Below are 16,815 nucleotides of genomic sequence, written 5' to 3' on the forward strand. Positions count from 1 at the left end.
TGATCCGGTTCTCGCGAGGTCCGGCGGTAGTACGCTCCACATGTGGTCGTCCAGGACGGCGTCCGCACCGCGGAGGTCGTCGGCTCGCTGTCGCTCGCCACGGACCTGGCGATGGGACTGCCGCTCGAGCACGGACTGGAGAGCGCCGTCATCGCCACCAGGCTCGCCCGCAGCCTTGGCGTCGAGGACGAGGCCGCGTCGCAGGCCTACTACGGCAGCCTGCTCTACTACATCGGCTGCACCGTCGACGCGGAGATCTCTGCCGAGCTGTTCCCGTGGGGCACGTTGCTGGAGAACTTCAACCCGGCGATCTATGGCAGTCCTGGCGAGGTCATGCGTGGCATCGTTCGCTCGATCCCCGATCCGGAGTCCGGCCCGCTCACGCGGGCGCTCCAGGTCGCCCGTACGCTGCCGCGGGCAATGCGCGGCCATCCTGCGCACATGGCCGCGATGTGCGAGGTCGCCCAGATGCTGGGCGAGCGGCTCGGTCTTCCCGCGTCGATCCACGGCCTGTTCGGGCAGCTCACCGAGCGTTGGGACGGCAAGGGCGGCCTCATCGGCCTGAGGGGCGATGCGATCCCAGTGGCGCTGCGCATCGTCGCTGTCGCGCGGGATGTGTCGATGCAGAGGTGGGCCGGTGGTCAGCAGTACGCCGTCGAGGTTGTCCGGACGCGCGCCGGCGCGGGGCATGATCCCCACGTCGCGGACCAGTTCTGCGCGCATGCCGACGAGCTGGTGCCCGACGGTGAGGAGTCCCTCTGGGACGTCGTCCTCTCGTGCGAGCCGGGTGACCCGCTGATGCTCATCGGCTCGGCCATCGACGAGGCTCTCGCGGCCATGGGCGACTTCGCTGACCTGGCCGCTCCCTGTCTGACCGGCCACAGTGACGGCGTGGCGCGACTGACCCAGGAGGCAGCGAAGCGGATGGGCTTCGATGCGGCTGCTCAACGTGGGGTGACCCGAGCGGCGCGCGTCCATGATCTCGGCAGGGTCGCGGTGTCACCCGCGGTGTGGCAGAAGCCGGGCCCGCTGACCACCGACGAACGCGAGCAGATACGCCTGCACGCCTATCACACCGAGCGCCTGCTGGCCCCGTCCTCGTTCCTCTCCGGGCTCGCGAAGACGGCGTCCGAGCACCATGAACGCTGCGACGGAACCGGCTACCACCGCGGGGTGGGTGCCACAGAGCTGTCGGCTGAGGCTCGGCTGGTCGCCGTAGCGGACGCCTACCACACGATGACGGAGCCCCGGCCTCACCGGCCGGGGCGGACACCCGCCGAAGCGGCGGAGCAGCTCGGCGAGGAGAGCCGAGCCGGACGGCTGGACGCCGAGGCGGTCAAGGCGGTGCTCGATGCCGCCGGGCAGGCGGCACCTCGTCGCGTGCACCCCGCGGGACTCACGGACCGCGAGGTGGAGGTGCTCGGTCTGCTCGCGCACGGCTTCCAGATCAAGCAGATCGGGCGGAGGCTCGGGATCTCCACCAAGACGGCCAGCCGGCACGTGCAGAACATCTACCCCAAGATCGGCGTCTCGACCCGCGCCGCTGCTGCCGTCTTCGCGATGCAGCACGGCCTGGCGGGATGGGGCGAACGCCCGATCGCGCGAGAGCCGTCGGACTCCTAGCGTCGAGAACGCAGCCCCACAGGGGGGCCTCAGGAGGCGGTCATGAACACCATCAAGGACGACAGCCGGATGGTCACCTCGACCCGGTCGAACCTCATGCGTTGGGCAGCGATGGCAGGCATCGTCGGTCCGGTCCTCTTCACGGTCGGGTTCCTGGTGCAGGAGCAGCTCCGGCGGGGCGAGTACGACCCGATCAGCGAGGTCATCAGCGCTCTCGAGGCGGGTGATCGCGGCTGGATGCAGCAGGTCAACTTCGTGGTCCTCGGCGTACTGACCATGGTGTTCGCGGTGGGCCTGCACCGTGGGCTGGCCCCCAGCCGCGCGGGGATCGTCGGCCCTGTCGCGCTCTTCATCAGCGGGGTCGCCAATGTGCTCGCCGCGATCTTCCCGCTGCGGGAAGACGCCACCGGCGCAACCTATGACCCCGGCGGCCACCAGCTCGCTGGCGCGCTCTTCTTCGCATCGAGCTTCGTCGCCCTGATCGCCCTGTCGCGGCGATGCGCGGCCGATCCTCGCTGGCGGGCCATCAGCGGATGGATCCTGGCAGCAGGCGTGATGGCGGCCTTGTCGTTCCCGCTCATGGGCGCCCTCGTGATCCCGGACGACGCCCCGCTACACGACTGGGCCGGGCTCGCCCAGCGCCTGATCGTGCTGGGACTCCTCTTCCCAGCACGTCTCGCGCTGGCCGTCCGCCTGCTGCGCGTGGCAACGGACCTCTCCACGCCCCTCGCTCGCGACACCATGCGCTGACCGGGGTCAGTGCACCGACAGGCCGCCGTCGACGAAGATCGACTGGCCGGTGACGTAGCCGGAGGCCCGGCTCGCCAGGAAGACAGCGGCACCGGCGAAGTCCTCGGCGAGTCCGTTGCGGCCGATCATCGTGCGGGCGGCGAGTGCCGCGACTCTCTCGGGGTCGGAGGAGAGCTGCTGGTTCAGCGGCGTCATCACGAAGCCCGGCACGAGCGTGTTGGCGGTGACGCCGTACGGCGACCAGGCCTCCGCCTGCGACCGGGCGAGCGACTCCAGCCCGCCCTTGGACACGCCGTACGCACCGCTCTGGACGAAGGCCCGATGCGCCTGCTGGGAGCTGACGTGGATGAGCCGGCCGAAGCCGCGCTCGGCCATGCCGGGGCCGAAGCGGCGGCCGAGCAGGAAGGGTGCCTCGAGGTTGACCGCCATCGTCGCGTCCCAGACGTCGTCGTCGAGCTCGGCCATCGGAGGCCGGAGGTTGATGCCTGCGCTGTTGACCAGGATGTCGGGCTCGCCGAAGTGGCTGACGGCCTCCTCCGCAGCCGCCCGCACGCCCTCGCGGGTGCCGAGGTGGGCGGCCACCCATGCGGCGCTGCAACCCCGGCTGTCCAGGTCGCCGACGGTGGCCGCGAGCTCGGTCTCGCGTCGAGCGACGAGAACGACGCGTGCCCCGGCGCACGCGAGGGCGGTGGCGATCGCGCGGCCGATGCCCGAGCTGCCGCCAGTCACGACCGCGACGCGGTCATCGAGGGAGAAGAGCTCGGAGAGGTAGGTCGCGGATCTCATGCCGGCACCCTAGGCGGGTGAGAGGTATCCCATAGGCCCACACCCTGACCCGCCTCACCCAACGGGCCTATCCTGCCGAGCATGAGTGGCTTGAAGGAGCCTGAGGAGCTCGAGCCTGCACAGGGCTCGCTCCGGCTGGCCTCCGCCGACGACACCGCGACCAGGGCTGACTGGGAGGCAGCGACGGCTGCCGTCCTCCGCAAGACCGGCAAGCTCGCGGAGGGCGAGCCCGACTCCGCCGTGTGGGACAAGCTGTCCCGGTCCACGCTCGACGGCATCCGCGTCGCCCCGATCGGCACGCCCGAGCAGGTCGCCGGCCTCACGACGGCCGGCCGCCCGACGCGCACCGACGACTGGGACATCCGCGTCCACGTCGTCGGGCCCGACGCCAGGTCCGCCAACGAGGCGGTCCTCGTCGACCTCGAGAACGGTGCCACGTCGCTGTGGATCGAGCTCGGCTCCGGCCTCTCGGCCGCGGACCTCCCGACGGTCCTCGACGGGGTCCTGCTCGACCTCGCGCCCGTCGTCCTGGACGGCGGGGGTCCGGCTGCCGCCGCGGCACTCCTCGACCTCGCCACCGACCGGGGGGTCGACCTGCACCCGGCGACCAACCTCGGCGCCGACCCGCTGGGCGACGACCTGCTCATCATCACCACCCTGGCCCGCCAGGCCGGTGTTCGTGGCGTCGTCGTCGACGCGGCACGCGTCCACGACCGGGGCGCCTCCGACGCCCAGGAGCTGGGCTTCTCGATCGCGTCGGGTGTCCACGTGCTGCGGGTGCTCACCGAGGCCGGTCTCACCGTGGACGAGGCCGCGCGGCTGGTCGAGTTCCGCTACGCCGCGTCGGACGAGCAGTTCCCCACCATCGCCAAGCTGCGCGCGGCGCGGCGACTGTGGGCCCGGGTCCTCGAGCTCAGCGGCGCGACGTCCGAGGCGGGGGAGCAGCGGCAGCACGCGGTGACCAGCCGGGCGATGATGACCAAGTACGACCCCTGGGTGAACATGCTGCGCGGCACCGTCGCGGCCTTCTCCGCCGGTGTCGGCGGTGCCGAGTCGGTCACCGTGGTGCCCTTCGACGAGCCGCTCGGCCTGCCCGATGCGTTCGGCCGCCGGATCGCGCGCAACACCTCGTCCCTGCTCATCTCCGAGTCCCACCTGGCGAAGGTCGTCGACCCCGCCGGCGGCGCCTACGCCGTCGAGCGGCTCACCGACGACCTGGCGGCCGCCGGCTGGGCCGAGCTGGGCCGGATCGAGGAGTCGGGCGGCCTGGCCGCTGCACTGGCGGACGGCTCGTTCGACGCCCGCGTCGACGCCGTGGTGGCCGAGCGCGACAAGCAGGTGGCTCTCCGACGCCGGCCCATCACCGGTCTCAGCGAGTTCCCGAACCTGCAGGAGCAGCTGCCGGCCCGTGCCGTCGCCCCAGAGAGCGCCGCCTCGCGCACGGTCCGCCGCTACGGCGCCGCCTTCGAGGCGCTCCGTGACGAGCCGGCCGCCTCGCCGGTCTTCCTGGCCACCCTCGGCCCGATCGCCGCGCACACCGCCCGCGCCACCTTCGCGAGCAACCTGCTCGCCGCCGGCGGCGTCGCGGTCGACGTGGCCGGGGCCACCGACGGCGTCGACGCCCTGCTCTCGGCGTACGGCGGGCAGAAGGTCGTCTGCCTGGCCGGCACCGACGCGGCGTACGCCGAGTGGGGCGAGGCCGCTGCGGCCGCGCTCCGCGACGCGGGCGCGCGCCACGTGGTGATCGCCGGCAAGGCGACCGAGTGGGTGGACGACTCGTGCGCGAGGGGCGTCGATGCGCTGGCCTTCCTGACCCGCACGCGAGAGGAGCTCGCCCGATGAGCGTCCCGAAGTCCTTCGCCGGCCTGCCCTTGGTCTCGACTTCGCTCGACCAGCCGGCCTCGCTCGACCAGCCGGCCTCGCTCGACCAGCCGGCCTCGGGTGATCGAGCGGAGTCGAGATCCCCCTGGCACAGCCCCGAGGGGATCGACATCCTCCCGGTCTACGGCCCCGAGCACCTCGACGGCCTCGACGCCCTCGACACCTGGCCGGGCCTGAGCCCGTTCCTGCGCGGCCCCTACCCGACGATGTACACCACCCAGCCGTGGACGATCCGCCAGTACGCCGGGTTCTCCACCGCCGAGGAGTCCAACGCCTTCTACCGCCGCAACCTCGCAGCCGGCCAGAAGGGCCTGAGCGTCGCCTTCGACCTGGCCACCCACCGCGGCTATGACTCCGACCACCCGCGCGTGCGCGGTGACGTCGGCATGGCGGGCGTGGCCATCGACTCGATCTACGACGCGCGCACCCTCTTCGACGGCATCCCGCTGGACCAGATGAGCGTCTCGATGACCATGAACGGCGCGGTGCTGCCGGTCCTGGCCCTCTACATCGTCGCGGCCGAGGAGCAGGGGGTGAAGCCGGAGCAGCTCACGGGGACCATCCAGAACGACATCCTCAAGGAGTTCATGGTCCGCAACACCTACATCTACCCGCCGCAGCCGTCGATGCGGATCATCAGCGACATCTTCGCGTTCACCTCGCAGAAGATGCCGCGGTTCAACTCGATCTCGATCTCCGGCTACCACATCCAGGAGGCCGGGGCGACGGCCGACCTCGAGCTCGCCTACACCCTCGCCGACGGCGTGGAGTACATCCGGGCCGGCCTCGCGACCGGCATGACGATCGACCAGTTCGCGCCGCGGCTGTCGTTCTTCTGGGCGATCGGGATGAACTTCTTCATGGAGGTCGCCAAGATGCGCGCCGCGCGGGCCCTCTGGGCGCGACTGGTGCGCGACTTCGACCCGCAGAACCCCAAGTCCCTGAGCCTGCGCACACACAGCCAGACCTCCGGCTGGTCGCTCACCGCGCAGGACGTCTTCAACAACGTCGGGCGCACCTGCATCGAGGCGATGGCCGCGACCCAGGGCCACACCCAGTCGCTGCACACGAACGCCCTCGACGAGGCGATCGCGCTGCCGACCGACTTCTCGGCCCGCATCGCCCGCAACACCCAGCTGCTGCTGCAGCAGGAGAGCCGCACGACCGAGGTCATCGACCCGTGGGCCGGCTCCTACTACGTCGAGCGCCTCACCCACGACCTCGCGGAGCGGGCCTGGGCCCACATCCTCGAGGCCGAGCAGGCCGGCGGCATGGCCAAGGCCATCGAACAGGGCATCCCGAAGATGCGCATCGAGGAGGCGGCAGCCCGCACCCAGGCGCGCATCGACGCCGGCACCCAGAAGGTCATCGGCGTCAACACCTATCGCCTGGCCGACGAGGACCCGCTCGACGTGCTCCGGGTGGACAACGACGACGTCTACAAGCGCCAGGTCGCCAAGCTCGAGCGCCTGCGCGAGGAGCGCGACGGCGACGCCGTACGACGCGCGCTCGACGCCCTGACCGCGTCCGCCGGGCGCGGGCCGGCCGGAGGCGGGTCGCTGGACGGCAACCTGCTCGCCCTCGCCGTCGACGCGGCACGGGCCAAGGCCACGGTCGGCGAGATCTCCGACGCCCTGGAGAAGGTCTACGGCCGGCACCAGGCCGTGATCCGTACGATCAGTGGGGTCTATCGAGAGGAAGCCACCCAGATGAAGGACGGGGCCCCCGACAGCAAGGTCGCCGAGGTGCTCCGGATGACCGAGGAGTTCGAGGCCGAGGAGGGCCGGCGCCCGCGCATCCTGGTGGCCAAGATGGGCCAGGACGGCCACGACCGCGGCCAGAAGGTCGTCGTCACGGCCTTCGCCGACCTCGGCTTCGACGTCGACGTGGGGCCGCTCTTCTCCACGCCCGAGGAGGTGGCCCAGCAGGCCGTCGACGCCGACGTGCACATCGTCGGGGTCAGCTCGCTCGCGGCCGGCCACCTCACGCTGCTCCCCGCGCTGAAGCAGGCGCTGGCGGAGCAGGGCCGCGACGACATCATGATCGTCATCGGCGGCGTGATCCCGCCCGACGACGTGCCCACTCTCAAGGAGATGGGTGCGGCGGCGGTCTTCCTGCCCGGCACCGTCATCGCGGACTCGGCCCTCGACCTGCTGGCCAGGCTGCGCGAGGCGCACGCCGGCTGATGGCGCGGCCGGTCGACGTACCCGCGCTCGTCGAGGGAGTCCGTGCGGGTCAGCGCGCGGCAGTCTCGCGCGCGATCACGCTCGTCGAGTCGTCGCGCCCCGACCACCGGCTTGCCGCGCGGGAGCTGCTGACCGAGCTGGCGCACGCGAGCCCGGCTGGTCGAGCGGAGTCGGCTGGTCGAGCGGAGTCGGCTGGTCGAGCGGAGTCGAGACTCGCCGTCCGCGTCGGCATCTCCGGGGTCCCCGGCGTCGGGAAGTCGACCTTCATCGAGGGCCTCGGTGGGCGGCTCACCGCCGCCGGCCACCGCGTCGGCGTGCTTGCCGTCGACCCGTCGTCGGTGCGCACCGGCGGCTCGGTGCTCGGCGACAAGACCCGGATGGCCACGCTCTCGGCGGACCGCCGCGCCTTCATCCGCCCTTCGCCCTCGGCCGGCACGCTCGGCGGGGTCGCCCGCGCGACGGTGCAGGCGATGCTGGTGCTGGAGGCTGCCGGGTACGACGTGGTGCTGGTCGAGACGGTCGGCGTCGGCCAGTCCGAGGTCACCGTCGCCGGTATGGTCGACACCTTCCTGTTCCTCACCCTCGCCCGCACCGGCGACCAGCTGCAGGGCATCAAGAAGGGCATCCTCGAGATCGCCGACGTCATCGCCATCAACAAGGCGGACGACCGCGGCGGTCACTCACATGGGGAGGCCGAGGCCCGCGCGGCGGCCCGCGAGCTGGCCGGCGCGCTGCGGCTGGTGCACGGCAGGGGCGAGTGGGCACCCCCGGTCGTCACCTGCTCCGGTCTCGAGGGCCACGGCGTGGACGACGTGTGGCAGCGGGTGCTCGGCCACCGCGAGCACCTCGGCGCCGACGGGCTCGCCGCGAAGCGAGCCTCCCAGCAGCTTGAGTTCACCTGGGCGCTGGTCCGCGACGAGCTCGACCAGCGCCTGCGCCGGTCTCCCGGCGTGGCCGCGATCCGTGACGAGGTCCGCGCCGCCGTGCTGTCCGGGGAGCTCCCCGCCCCGATGGCCGCCGACCGCATCCTGGCGGCCTACGACTCCGACTGACCCCGCTGGGCCGCGTTCTCGCGATGTGCCACCACCGGCAGGGGAGGCCGTCCGACAAGTAGGCTGGCGAGTTGATGCCCGAGACCGACGCCACCCGAGTCATCGACACGGTCGTGGACAAGTACGCCGACCAGCTGATCGAGCTGCGGCGCGACCTGCATGCCCATCCCGAGCTGAGCTGGGCGGAGACACGCACGACCGACCGGGTGGTGGAGCACCTCGACGGCACCGGGTGGTCGCTGGTGCGGCTCGAGGGCGGCGGGCTGATCGCCGAGCTCGGCGCGGGGGACCGGCTGGTCGCGCTCCGGGCCGACCTCGACGCGCTCCCGATCGACGACCTCACCAAGGACCCGTGGTCGAGCACCGTGCCCGGGGTCGCGCACGCGTGCGGCCACGACGTCCACACCACCGGACTGGTCGGGGCCGGGCTGGCGCTGGCCGAGGTGCACCATCGCGGGCTGCTCCACGGGCGGGTGCGGCTGCTCTTCCAGCCGGCCGAGGAGGTCATGCCCGGCGGTGCGCTCCACCTGATCTCGGCGGGGGCGCTCGACGGCGTCGCCCACGTCTTCGGCCTCCACTGCGACCCCAGCCTCGACGTCGGCCGGGTCGGCCTGCGTGAGGGGCCGCTCACCGGCGCCGCCGACCACCTCACGGTGCGGCTCGCAGGCAAGGGGGGCCACACGTCGCGTCCCCACCTCACCGAGGACCTCACCTTCGCCATCGGCAAGCTCGTCACCGAGCTGCCCGCCATCCTCAGCCGCCGGCTCGACCCGCGCGCGGGCGTGAGCGTGGTCTGGGGGATGGTCCGGGCCGGCTCTGCCCCCAACGTCATCCCGCACGCCGGGCTCGTGTCCGGCACGGTGCGGATGCTCGACGCCGTCGCCTGGGCCGACGCCGAGCACCTGGTGCGGCAGCTGATCAGCCAGATCGTCTCGCCGTACGGCGTGACCGCCGAGGTGACCTACCAGCGCGGCGTGCCACCGGTGGTGAACGGCTCGGAGTCCACCCGGCTGCTCGGTGAGGCCGTCGAGCGGGTGCTCGGCCCGCACGGCCACGTCTCCACCTCACAGAGCCTGGGCGGGGAGGACTTCGGCTGGTTCCTCGACCGGGTGCCCGGGGCGATGGCCCGGCTCGGGACCCGCAGCCCGGGGGGCACGACGTACGACCTCCACCAGGGCAACCTGCGGGTGCACGAGGGCGCGAGCCTCATCGGCGCCCGGGTGCTCGCGGGCGCCGCCATCGGGGCGGTCACCGACAGGTAACGGTTCAGCCTCTCCGTCGAGATCGGCCTCACGCCGAGTTATGGTGCTCGCCGGAAGAGCGCCTGTCCGGGCGCCCCAGAACCGAAGATCAGGAGGCGCCGTGAGGAAGACGGCCCGTATTGCTGCGGTGGCCACCATTGCCGCCCTGTCGCTCGCTGCATGTGGTGAGCGGCCGACGGACGAGCCCGAAACCGCGACGGAGACCCCGACCGCGACCGAGACGGAGCCGGCCGAGCAGTTCCCCGACTTCAAGGCCTGCATGGTCTCCGACTCGGGTGGCTTCGACGACAAGTCGTTCAACCAGACCTCGCACGCCGGCCTCGAGGCCGCTGCCGAGAAGCTCGGCGTCCAGACCGCGGAGGTCGAGTCGCAGTCTCCCTCGGAGTTCGACGACAACATCGCCGAGATGGTCAGCCAGGGCTGCAACTCCATCACGACGGTCGGCTTCCTGCTCGGTGACGCGACCCTGAAGTCCGCGAAGAAGAACAAGGACATCAGCTACTCGATCGTCGACTTCGCCTACGAGAAGGCGCCGGCGAACGTCAAGGGCCTGACCTTCAACACGGCCGAGCCCTCGTTCCTGGCCGGCTACCTCGCCGCCGCCAAGTCGGAGACCGGCGTCGTCGGTACCTTCGGTGGCCTCAACATCCCGACGGTCACCATCTTCATGACCGGCTTCCACCAGGGCGTCCAGCGCTACAACGAGGACAACGGCGCCGACGTCAAGGTCATCGGCTGGGACCCGGCGAAGCCCAAGGCCGGCTCTTTCACCAACGACTTCGAGTCGAAGACCATCGGCCAGCAGACGGCCGAGGAGATGATCACCCAGGGTGCCGACGTGATCTTCCCGGTCGCCGGTCCCGCCGGTCTCGGTGGCCTCCAGGCGGCCCAGGACAACGACGCCTGGGGCATCTGGGTCGACACCGACGGCTGCGTCTCGGCCGAGGAGTACTGCGACATCCTGCTGACCTCCGTGGTCAAGGGCATGGACGTCGCCGTGGAGCAGGCCATCACGGACGCCGCCAGCGGCACCTTCTCCAACGAGCTCTACGTCGGCACGCTCGAGAACGGCGGCGTCAGCCTGGCCGAGTTCGGCCCGAACGCCGACGTCGACGACGAGCTCGCGGCGGAGCTCGAGGAGCTCAAGGCCGGCATCATCGACGGGTCCATCACCGTCGGCTGAGCCAGTCGCGACACCGAAGTCACGGCATGTCGGGGCGGGGGGTCTCCCCGCCCCGACATGCGTCTTCTAGGGTCGTCCTGTTCCAGTCGGGTTCCGGGGACGACGACGTACGACGCGCTGCAACGAGGGAGTGCGATGAAGCTGGAGATCCGAGGTCTCACGAAGCGGTTCGGATCGTTCACGGCCAACGACCACATCGACCTGACGATCGAGCCCGGTGAGATCCACTGCCTGCTCGGTGAGAACGGGGCGGGCAAGTCCACGCTGATGAACATGCTCTACGGCCTGCTCGAGCCGACCGAGGGCGAGGTGCTGCTGGACGGCGAGCCGGTGACCTTCGAGACGCCGGGCGACGCCATGGCAGCCGGCATCGGGATGGTGCACCAGCACTTCATGCTCGTCCCCGTCTTCACGGTGGCCGAGAACGTGATGCTCGGCCGTGAGCAGACCCGGGGCGCCGGGCTCCTCGACCGCAAGGCCGCAGCCGACCTGGTGCGCGAGCTCTCCGGCCGCTACCACCTCGCGGTCAACCCGGACGCCCTCGTCGAGGACCTCCCCGTGGGCGTGCAGCAGCGGGTCGAGATCCTCAAGGCGCTGGCCGGCGGTGCGCAGGTGCTGATCCTCGACGAGCCCACCGCCGTGCTGACGCCGCAGGAGATCGACGAGCTCATGGGCATCATGCGCGAGCTCAAGGAGCAGGGCACCTCCATCATCTTCATCACCCACAAGCTGCGCGAGGTGAAGGCGATCGGCGACCGGATCAGCGTGATCCGCCGCGGCAAGGTCGTCGGCACCGCCAAGCCGACGGCCAGCGAGGCCGAGCTCGCCGAGCTGATGGTCGGCCGCTCGGTCAACCTGACCGTGGACAAGGCGCACGTCACCTCGGGCACGACGGTCCTCGAGGCCCGCAACATCACGGTGGTGGACCCCCGCGGCCACCAGGTCGTCAAGGACGTCTCCTTCGAGGCGCGTGCCGGCGAGGTCCTCGGGATCGCCGGCGTGCAGGGCAACGGGCAGACCGAGCTGATCAAGTCGCTGCTCGGCCTGGTGCGGCCCGATGCGGGCGAGATCTGGCTCGACGGCAAGGACATCAGCAAGCACGGCCCGCTGCAGAGCCTCGAGGACGGCATCGGCTACATCCCAGAGGACCGGTCGCACGACGGCTACGTCGGATCCTTCTCGGTCCGGGAGAACCTCGTCCTCGACCTCTTCCGCAACGACGAGTTCTCTTCTGGCCTGGCTCTGAAGCTGGACGCGATCGCCGCCAACGCCCGCGACCGCATCGCCGAGTTCGACATCCGCACCGAGTCGGCGGACTCGCCGGTCTCGTCGCTTTCCGGCGGCAACCAGCAGAAGGTGGTCGTCGCCCGCGAGTTCTCGCGGCCGCTCAAGGTGCTGATCGCCTCCCAGCCGACCCGCGGTGTCGACGTGGGCTCGATCGAGTTCATCCACAAGCGGATCATCGAGGAGCGCGACCGCGGCACGGCGGTGATCATCGTGTCCACGGAGCTGGACGAGATCTTCGCGCTCTCCGACCGGATCGCGGTGATGTACGACGGCCGGATCGTCGGCACGGTCTCGCCGGACATCAAGCGGGAGGACATCGGCCTGATGATGGCGGGCGCCCACGAGCCGGTGAGCGGAGGAGCGGCATGAGCGAGCAGACCACAGCGCCGAAGGCGGAGAAGGAGCCGGAGGAGCAGGCGCCTGCACGCGCCCGGGACCTCACGTCCTGGCTGCCGACGCTCGTCGACTCGATCGCCGCCGTGGTGCTGGCGCTGGTGGTCGGCGCGGTGCTGATCGTCTTCTCGACCCCTCGGGTGATCGAGTCGCTTTCCTACGTCTTCAGCTATCCCCTCGACTTCTTCGAGTACGCCCTCGTGGCGGTGTGGGACGGCTATCGGGCCCTCTTCACCGGCTCGATGGGGTCGCTGGGCGCCTGGGAGCGCACCCTGGAGCGCGCCGCGCCCCTGGTCTGCGCGGGCCTCGGCGTCTCCCTGGCCTTCCGCTCCGGCCTGTTCAACATCGGCGCGCAGGGCCAGATGCTGCTCGGTGCCCTGGTGGCCGGCTACATCGGCTTCAGCTGGGACCTCCCGGTCGGGCTCCACGCGCTCGTGGCCCTGGCCGGCGCGCTCGTGGCGGGCGGCCTGTGGGGAGCCATGGCGGGTGTGCTGAAGGCGCGCACCGGTGCGCACGAGGTGATCACCACGATCATGCTCAACTACGTCGGCCGCTTCGTGATGCTCTACTTCCTGGGCAAGGAAGCCCTCCAGCGGCCCGACAGCGACAACCTGCTGTCCCCGCCGCCCGCCGACTCGGCGCGCTTCCCCGAGCTCGGCAGCCTGCACATCGGCGTACTCCTCGCGGTCCTCGCCGCGCTGGCGGTCTGGTGGCTGCTGGAGCGCAGCACGCTCGGCTTCGAGATGCGCGCCGTGGGCGCCAACCCCGACGCCAGCCGCACCGCCGGCATGAGCGTGGCCAAGGTCTACGTCCTCGCGATGACCCTCGCCGGCGTGCTCGCCGGCCTCGCCGCGACCATGCAGGTCCTCGGCAAGGGCGACTCGCTCACCGACCAGGTGGCAGGCACGGTCGGCTTCGACGCCATCACCGTCGCACTGCTCGGCCGCGCGACCCCCCTCGGCACCGTGCTCGCCGGCCTTCTCTTCGGAGCCCTGTCCGCCGGGGGCCTGGCCATGCAGGGCGCGGCCGGTGTCCCGCCGGAGCTGGCGCAGGTCCTGCAGGCACTGATCGTGCTGTTCGTGGCCGCGCCGGCCCTCGTGCGCGGCATCTTCCGGATCCGTGGCAAGGGCGAGGGCTCCGGCGTGATGGCGACGGGGTGGGGAGCATGAGCATGACCGACACGACCGTGACGAGGACCCCCGAGGTCCCGGTGCGCGAGCGTGCCGACGTACGCCGGCAGGTGCGACTCGTCGTGACCCTGGGCCTGGCCCTCGCGCTGCTGCTCTGGTTCGCCGTCGTGATCGACGACCCCACGGTCTCCTACGTGCTCGGGGAGCGGGTCACCAGGGAGTTCCAGCCCCAGCCGTTCAACGGCGCCATCGTCTCCTGGGCGGCCGTGGCCGTGACCGGGGCGGCGCTCGCGCTGGCTGCGGTGAACCGCTTCCCGAAGGGGTGGCTCGGAGGGCTGCTGATGGTGCTCGTCGGCCTGTCGTTCTACCTCGCCTTCCTGGTGTGGGCCTACGCCGACCAGACGGGCTCGTTCTCGGCGGCCATCGCCAACCCCATCCCCGGCACCATCCGGGTGGCGACGCCCCTGGTCCTCGGTGCGCTCGCGGGCTGCCTGTGCGAGCGGGCCGGCGTCATCAACATCGCGATCGAGGGCCAGTTCCTCGCGGGCGCGTTCTTCTCCTCGATCTTCGCCAGCGTCGCCTACAGCTCCCTGGTCTTCATCCCGGTCGCACTCTGCGCCCCGTTCGGCATGCTCGGCGGCGTGCTGGCGGGCGTCCTGATCGCGGCGCTGCTCGGGCTGTTCGCCCTGCGCTACCAGGTCAACCAGGTGGTGCTCGGCGTCGTGCTGACCGCCTTCGCCTCCGGCCTGACGGCGTTCCTGCTCGGCCAGATCCCCGGTGACCGGAAGGCCGAGCTCAACGACCCGGAGATCCTGCAGGAGATCCGGATCCCCGGCCTCGCCGACATCCCGGTGCTGGGCGAGGCGCTCTTCAACCAGACGATCCTCGTCTACCTGATGTACGCCTCGGTGGCGCTGGTGACCTTCCTGCTCTTCCAGACCCGCTGGGGGCTGCGGGTGCGGGCGGTCGGTGAGCACCCGAAGGCCGCCGACACGGTCGGCATCAAGGTCAACCGGGTGCGGTGGCAGGCGGTCCTCCTCGGTGGTGTCTTCGCCGGTCTCGGCGGCGCCTACTACACCGTGGGCTCGACCGGCGCGTTCGACCGCGACGTCTCGGCCGGCACCGGCTTCATCGCGCTGGCCGCGGTGATCATGGGCCGCTGGCACCCGGTGGGCGCCGCGTTCGCGGCGGTGTTCTTCGGCTTCATGCTCAACCTCAAGACCCAGCTCGGCTTCGTGGACAAGCTGCCGACCGACCTCCTCGGCGCGGCGCCGTACCTCGCGACCCTGATCGCGGTGGCCGGCTTCGTCGGCCGGGTCCGGCCCCCGGCCGCCGACGGCGTCCCCTACGTGAAGAGCTGACGTGGCCGACGACTTCGACTGGGACGGACTGCGCGACGCGGCCGTCGACGTGGCCACCCGCGCCTACGCCCCCTACAGCCACTATCCCGTGGGGGCCGCTGCCACGGCCGACGACGGCCGGGTGCTGGTGGGCTGCAACGTGGAGAACGCGGCGTACGGCGTCGTGCTGTGCGCCGAGTGCGGAGTGGTCAGCCAGCTGCACGCGACCGGCGGCGGACGTCTCACCCACTTCGTGTGCGTCAACGGCAACGGCGACGTGATCATGCCGTGCGGCCGCTGCCGCCAGCTGCTCTTCGAGCACGGCGGGCGCGAGCTGCTCGTGATGACCCGGCACGGCGTGCGGACGATGGACGAGGTGCTGCCCGACGCGTTCGGACCTGATGACCTGGAGGAAGTGTGAGTGCAGCCCACGACGCCGTCGAGGTGATCATCGCCAAGCGGGACGGGCACGAGCTCACCGACAGCCAGATCGACTGGGTCATCGACGCCTACACGCGTGGCGAGGTCGCCGACGAGCAGATGTCTGCCCTGGCGATGGCGATCCTGCTCAACGGCATGGAGATGCGTGAGATCGCCCGCTGGACCGCGGCGATGATCGCGTCGGGGGAGCGGATGGACTTCTCGTCGCTGTCCCGCCCGACCTCCGACAAGCACTCGACCGGTGGCGTGGGCGACAAGATCACCCTGCCGCTCGCGCCGCTCGTGGCGGCGTGCGGCGTGGCGGTGCCGCAGCTCAGCGGGCGCGGCCTGGGCCACACCGGCGGCACCCTCGACAAGCTCGAGTCGATCCCGGGATGGCGCGCCACTCTCTCCAACGCGGAGATGCTGGCCCAGCTCGAGGAGGTCGGCGCCGTCATCTGCGCCGCCGGCGACGGGCTGGCGCCCGCCGACAAGAAGCTCTACGCCCTGCGCGACGTCACCGGCACGGTCGAGGCGATCCCGCTGATCGCGAGCTCGATCATGAGCAAGAAGATCGCCGAGGGCACCGGGTCACTGGTGCTGGACGTGAAGGTCGGCACCGGCGCGTTCATGAAGGACGAGGACCAGGCCCGCGAGCTCGCCTCCACCATGGTGGCGCTCGGCACGGATGCCGGCGTGCACACCGTCGCGCTGCTCACCGATATGTCCACGCCGCTCGGGCTGACCGCCGGCAACGCGATCGAGGTCGCGGAGTCGGTGGAGGTGCTCGCCGGGGGCGGACCCGCCGACGTGGTCGAGCTGACGGTGGCGCTCGCCCGCGAGATGCTCGCGGGCGCGGGCGTCACCGACCTCGACCCGGCCGAGGTGCTGGCGTCCGGTCGTGCGATGGACACCTGGAGGACAATGGTCCGGGCCCAGGGCGGCGACCCCGACGCCGCGCTCCCGGAGGCCCGCGAGTCGCACGTGGTGGCCGCGCCGGCTTCCGGCACGCTGACCCGGCTGGACGCGATGGCGGTCGGCCTGGCCGCCTGGCGGCTGGGGGCGGGCCGGGCCCGCAAGGAGGATCCCGTGCAGGCGGGCGCCGGCGTCGTCTGGCACGCGCGTCCCGGCGACACGGTCACCGAGGGCCAGCCGCTCTTCACGCTGCTCACCGACGAGCCGGCACGCTTCGACCGGGCGCTGGTGTCGCTCGAGGGCGGCTACGAGGTGGGCGACGACACGTCGTACGCCGCGGCGCCGCTGGTCATCGACCGGATCTCGGGCTAGAGCAGCTCGAGCTTGGTGTAGGGGCTCACGACCCGCACCGTGCGGGATCCGAAGTCCACGGTCACGGCCGCGGCCTCCATGCCGACGACGCGGCCGACCCCGTGGGCATCGTGCGAGACGAGGTCACCGACCTTGTACTGCTCGACGACCTGCTCGGGGGGAGCCTTGAAGGGACTGCTGGCGAGGTGTCGCGGCCTGGGCGCGGAGTACGTGGTCATCTGGACCATTATGCGCG

At 71.4% G+C, this 16,815-nt stretch carries 14 protein-coding genes; 12 read left to right on the forward strand and 2 right to left on the reverse strand.

All coding sequences use genetic code 11. The annotated features are described in order from the left end of the window. Positions 1–42: 42 nt before the first annotated feature. Both DDE18_RS04025 and DDE18_RS04030 read left to right on the forward strand, forming a co-directional pair. Positions 43–1,623: an HD domain-containing phosphohydrolase gene (locus DDE18_RS04025; RefSeq protein ID WP_116570897.1), complete on the forward strand. Its 1,581-nt coding sequence runs from the start codon at positions 43–45 to the stop codon at positions 1,621–1,623. Positions 1,624–1,665: 42 nt separating this feature from the next. Then, entirely contained in the window at positions 1,666–2,373 is a 708-nt protein-coding gene (locus DDE18_RS04030) for a DUF998 domain-containing protein (RefSeq protein WP_211754379.1), read from the forward strand. A 6-nt stretch (positions 2,374–2,379) separates the two neighbouring features. Here DDE18_RS04030 and DDE18_RS04035 read toward each other — a convergent pair whose 3' ends face one another. Beyond that, a complete protein-coding gene (locus tag DDE18_RS04035; protein ID WP_116570898.1) occupies positions 2,380–3,159 on the reverse strand; it encodes an SDR family NAD(P)-dependent oxidoreductase in 780 nt (259 codons plus the stop codon). A gap of 81 nt (positions 3,160–3,240) precedes the next feature. On the opposite strand from DDE18_RS04035, the gene DDE18_RS04040 reads away from it, so the two are divergent. From DDE18_RS04040 to DDE18_RS04085, 10 genes are all read left to right on the forward strand, one after another. Further along, positions 3,241–5,001, forward strand: coding sequence for a methylmalonyl-CoA mutase family protein (locus tag DDE18_RS04040; protein WP_116570899.1), 1,761 nt, complete (start codon positions 3,241–3,243; stop codon positions 4,999–5,001). Continuing rightward, positions 4,998–7,226, forward strand: a complete 2,229-nt coding sequence (scpA, locus tag DDE18_RS04045; RefSeq protein ID WP_116570900.1) for a methylmalonyl-CoA mutase — start codon at positions 4,998–5,000, stop codon at positions 7,224–7,226. The genes DDE18_RS04040 and scpA overlap by 4 nt, the downstream gene beginning before the upstream one ends. Then, on the forward strand, positions 7,226–8,278 hold the full coding sequence (gene meaB, locus DDE18_RS04050; protein ID WP_116570901.1) for a methylmalonyl Co-A mutase-associated GTPase MeaB: 1,053 nt from the start codon (positions 7,226–7,228) through the stop codon (positions 8,276–8,278). The genes scpA and meaB overlap by 1 nt, the downstream gene beginning before the upstream one ends. A gap of 74 nt (positions 8,279–8,352) precedes the next feature. Continuing rightward, entirely contained in the window at positions 8,353–9,540 is a 1,188-nt protein-coding gene (locus DDE18_RS04055) for an amidohydrolase (RefSeq protein WP_116570902.1), read from the forward strand. A 100-nt stretch (positions 9,541–9,640) separates the two neighbouring features. Next, complete coding sequence (locus tag DDE18_RS04060; RefSeq protein WP_245916426.1) at positions 9,641–10,723, forward strand: BMP family lipoprotein; 1,083 nt, start codon at positions 9,641–9,643, stop codon at positions 10,721–10,723. Between the two features lie 135 nt (positions 10,724–10,858). Next, positions 10,859–12,379: an ABC transporter ATP-binding protein gene (locus tag DDE18_RS04065; RefSeq protein ID WP_116570904.1), complete on the forward strand. Its 1,521-nt coding sequence runs from the start codon at positions 10,859–10,861 to the stop codon at positions 12,377–12,379. Continuing rightward, complete coding sequence (locus DDE18_RS04070; RefSeq protein WP_116570905.1) at positions 12,376–13,572, forward strand: ABC transporter permease; 1,197 nt, start codon at positions 12,376–12,378, stop codon at positions 13,570–13,572. The genes DDE18_RS04065 and DDE18_RS04070 overlap by 4 nt, the downstream gene beginning before the upstream one ends. Before the next feature lie 2 nt (positions 13,573–13,574). Beyond that, positions 13,575–14,894 (forward strand): ABC transporter permease, encoded by a 1,320-nt coding sequence (locus tag DDE18_RS04075; RefSeq protein ID WP_245916427.1) that lies wholly within the window; start codon positions 13,575–13,577, stop codon positions 14,892–14,894. Between the two features lies 1 nt (position 14,895). Then, entirely contained in the window at positions 14,896–15,294 is a 399-nt protein-coding gene (locus tag DDE18_RS04080) for a cytidine deaminase (RefSeq protein WP_116570907.1), read from the forward strand. After that, positions 15,291–16,580, forward strand: a complete 1,290-nt coding sequence (locus DDE18_RS04085) for a thymidine phosphorylase (RefSeq protein ID WP_116570908.1) — start codon at positions 15,291–15,293, stop codon at positions 16,578–16,580. Before DDE18_RS04080 ends, DDE18_RS04085 begins: the two co-directional genes overlap by 4 nt. Here the strand turns inward: DDE18_RS04085 and DDE18_RS04090 are convergent. Then, positions 16,577–16,798 carry a CarD family transcriptional regulator gene (locus tag DDE18_RS04090; protein ID WP_116571020.1) on the reverse strand — a complete coding sequence of 74 codons (222 nt, stop codon included), beginning with the start codon at positions 16,796–16,798 and terminating at the stop codon, positions 16,577–16,579. The genes DDE18_RS04085 and DDE18_RS04090 overlap by 4 nt on opposite strands. Positions 16,799–16,815 lie beyond the last annotated feature (17 nt).

It is taken from the genome of Nocardioides gansuensis (genome assembly GCF_003076135.1).
In the GTDB taxonomy this organism is placed as follows: domain Bacteria; phylum Actinomycetota; class Actinomycetes; order Propionibacteriales; family Nocardioidaceae; genus Nocardioides; species Nocardioides gansuensis.

Coding starts and splice junctions, on each gene's coding strand:
- DDE18_RS04035 (WP_116570898.1), bottom strand. CDS start 3,159: ATGAGATCCGCGACCTACCTCTCCGAGCTCTTCTCCCTCGATGACCGC.
- DDE18_RS04030 (WP_211754379.1), top strand. CDS start 1,666: ATGAACACCATCAAGGACGACAGCCGGATGGTCACCTCGACCCGGTCG.
- DDE18_RS04075 (WP_245916427.1), top strand. CDS start 13,575: ATGACCGACACGACCGTGACGAGGACCCCCGAGGTCCCGGTGCGCGAG.
- DDE18_RS04070 (WP_116570905.1), top strand. CDS start 12,376: ATGAGCGAGCAGACCACAGCGCCGAAGGCGGAGAAGGAGCCGGAGGAG.
- DDE18_RS04040 (WP_116570899.1), top strand. CDS start 3,241: ATGAGTGGCTTGAAGGAGCCTGAGGAGCTCGAGCCTGCACAGGGCTCG.
- DDE18_RS04065 (WP_116570904.1), top strand. CDS start 10,859: ATGAAGCTGGAGATCCGAGGTCTCACGAAGCGGTTCGGATCGTTCACG.
- DDE18_RS04090 (WP_116571020.1), bottom strand. CDS start 16,798: ATGACCACGTACTCCGCGCCCAGGCCGCGACACCTCGCCAGCAGTCCC.
- meaB (WP_116570901.1), top strand. CDS start 7,226: ATGGCGCGGCCGGTCGACGTACCCGCGCTCGTCGAGGGAGTCCGTGCG.
- scpA (WP_116570900.1), top strand. CDS start 4,998: ATGAGCGTCCCGAAGTCCTTCGCCGGCCTGCCCTTGGTCTCGACTTCG.
- DDE18_RS04055 (WP_116570902.1), top strand. CDS start 8,353: ATGCCCGAGACCGACGCCACCCGAGTCATCGACACGGTCGTGGACAAG.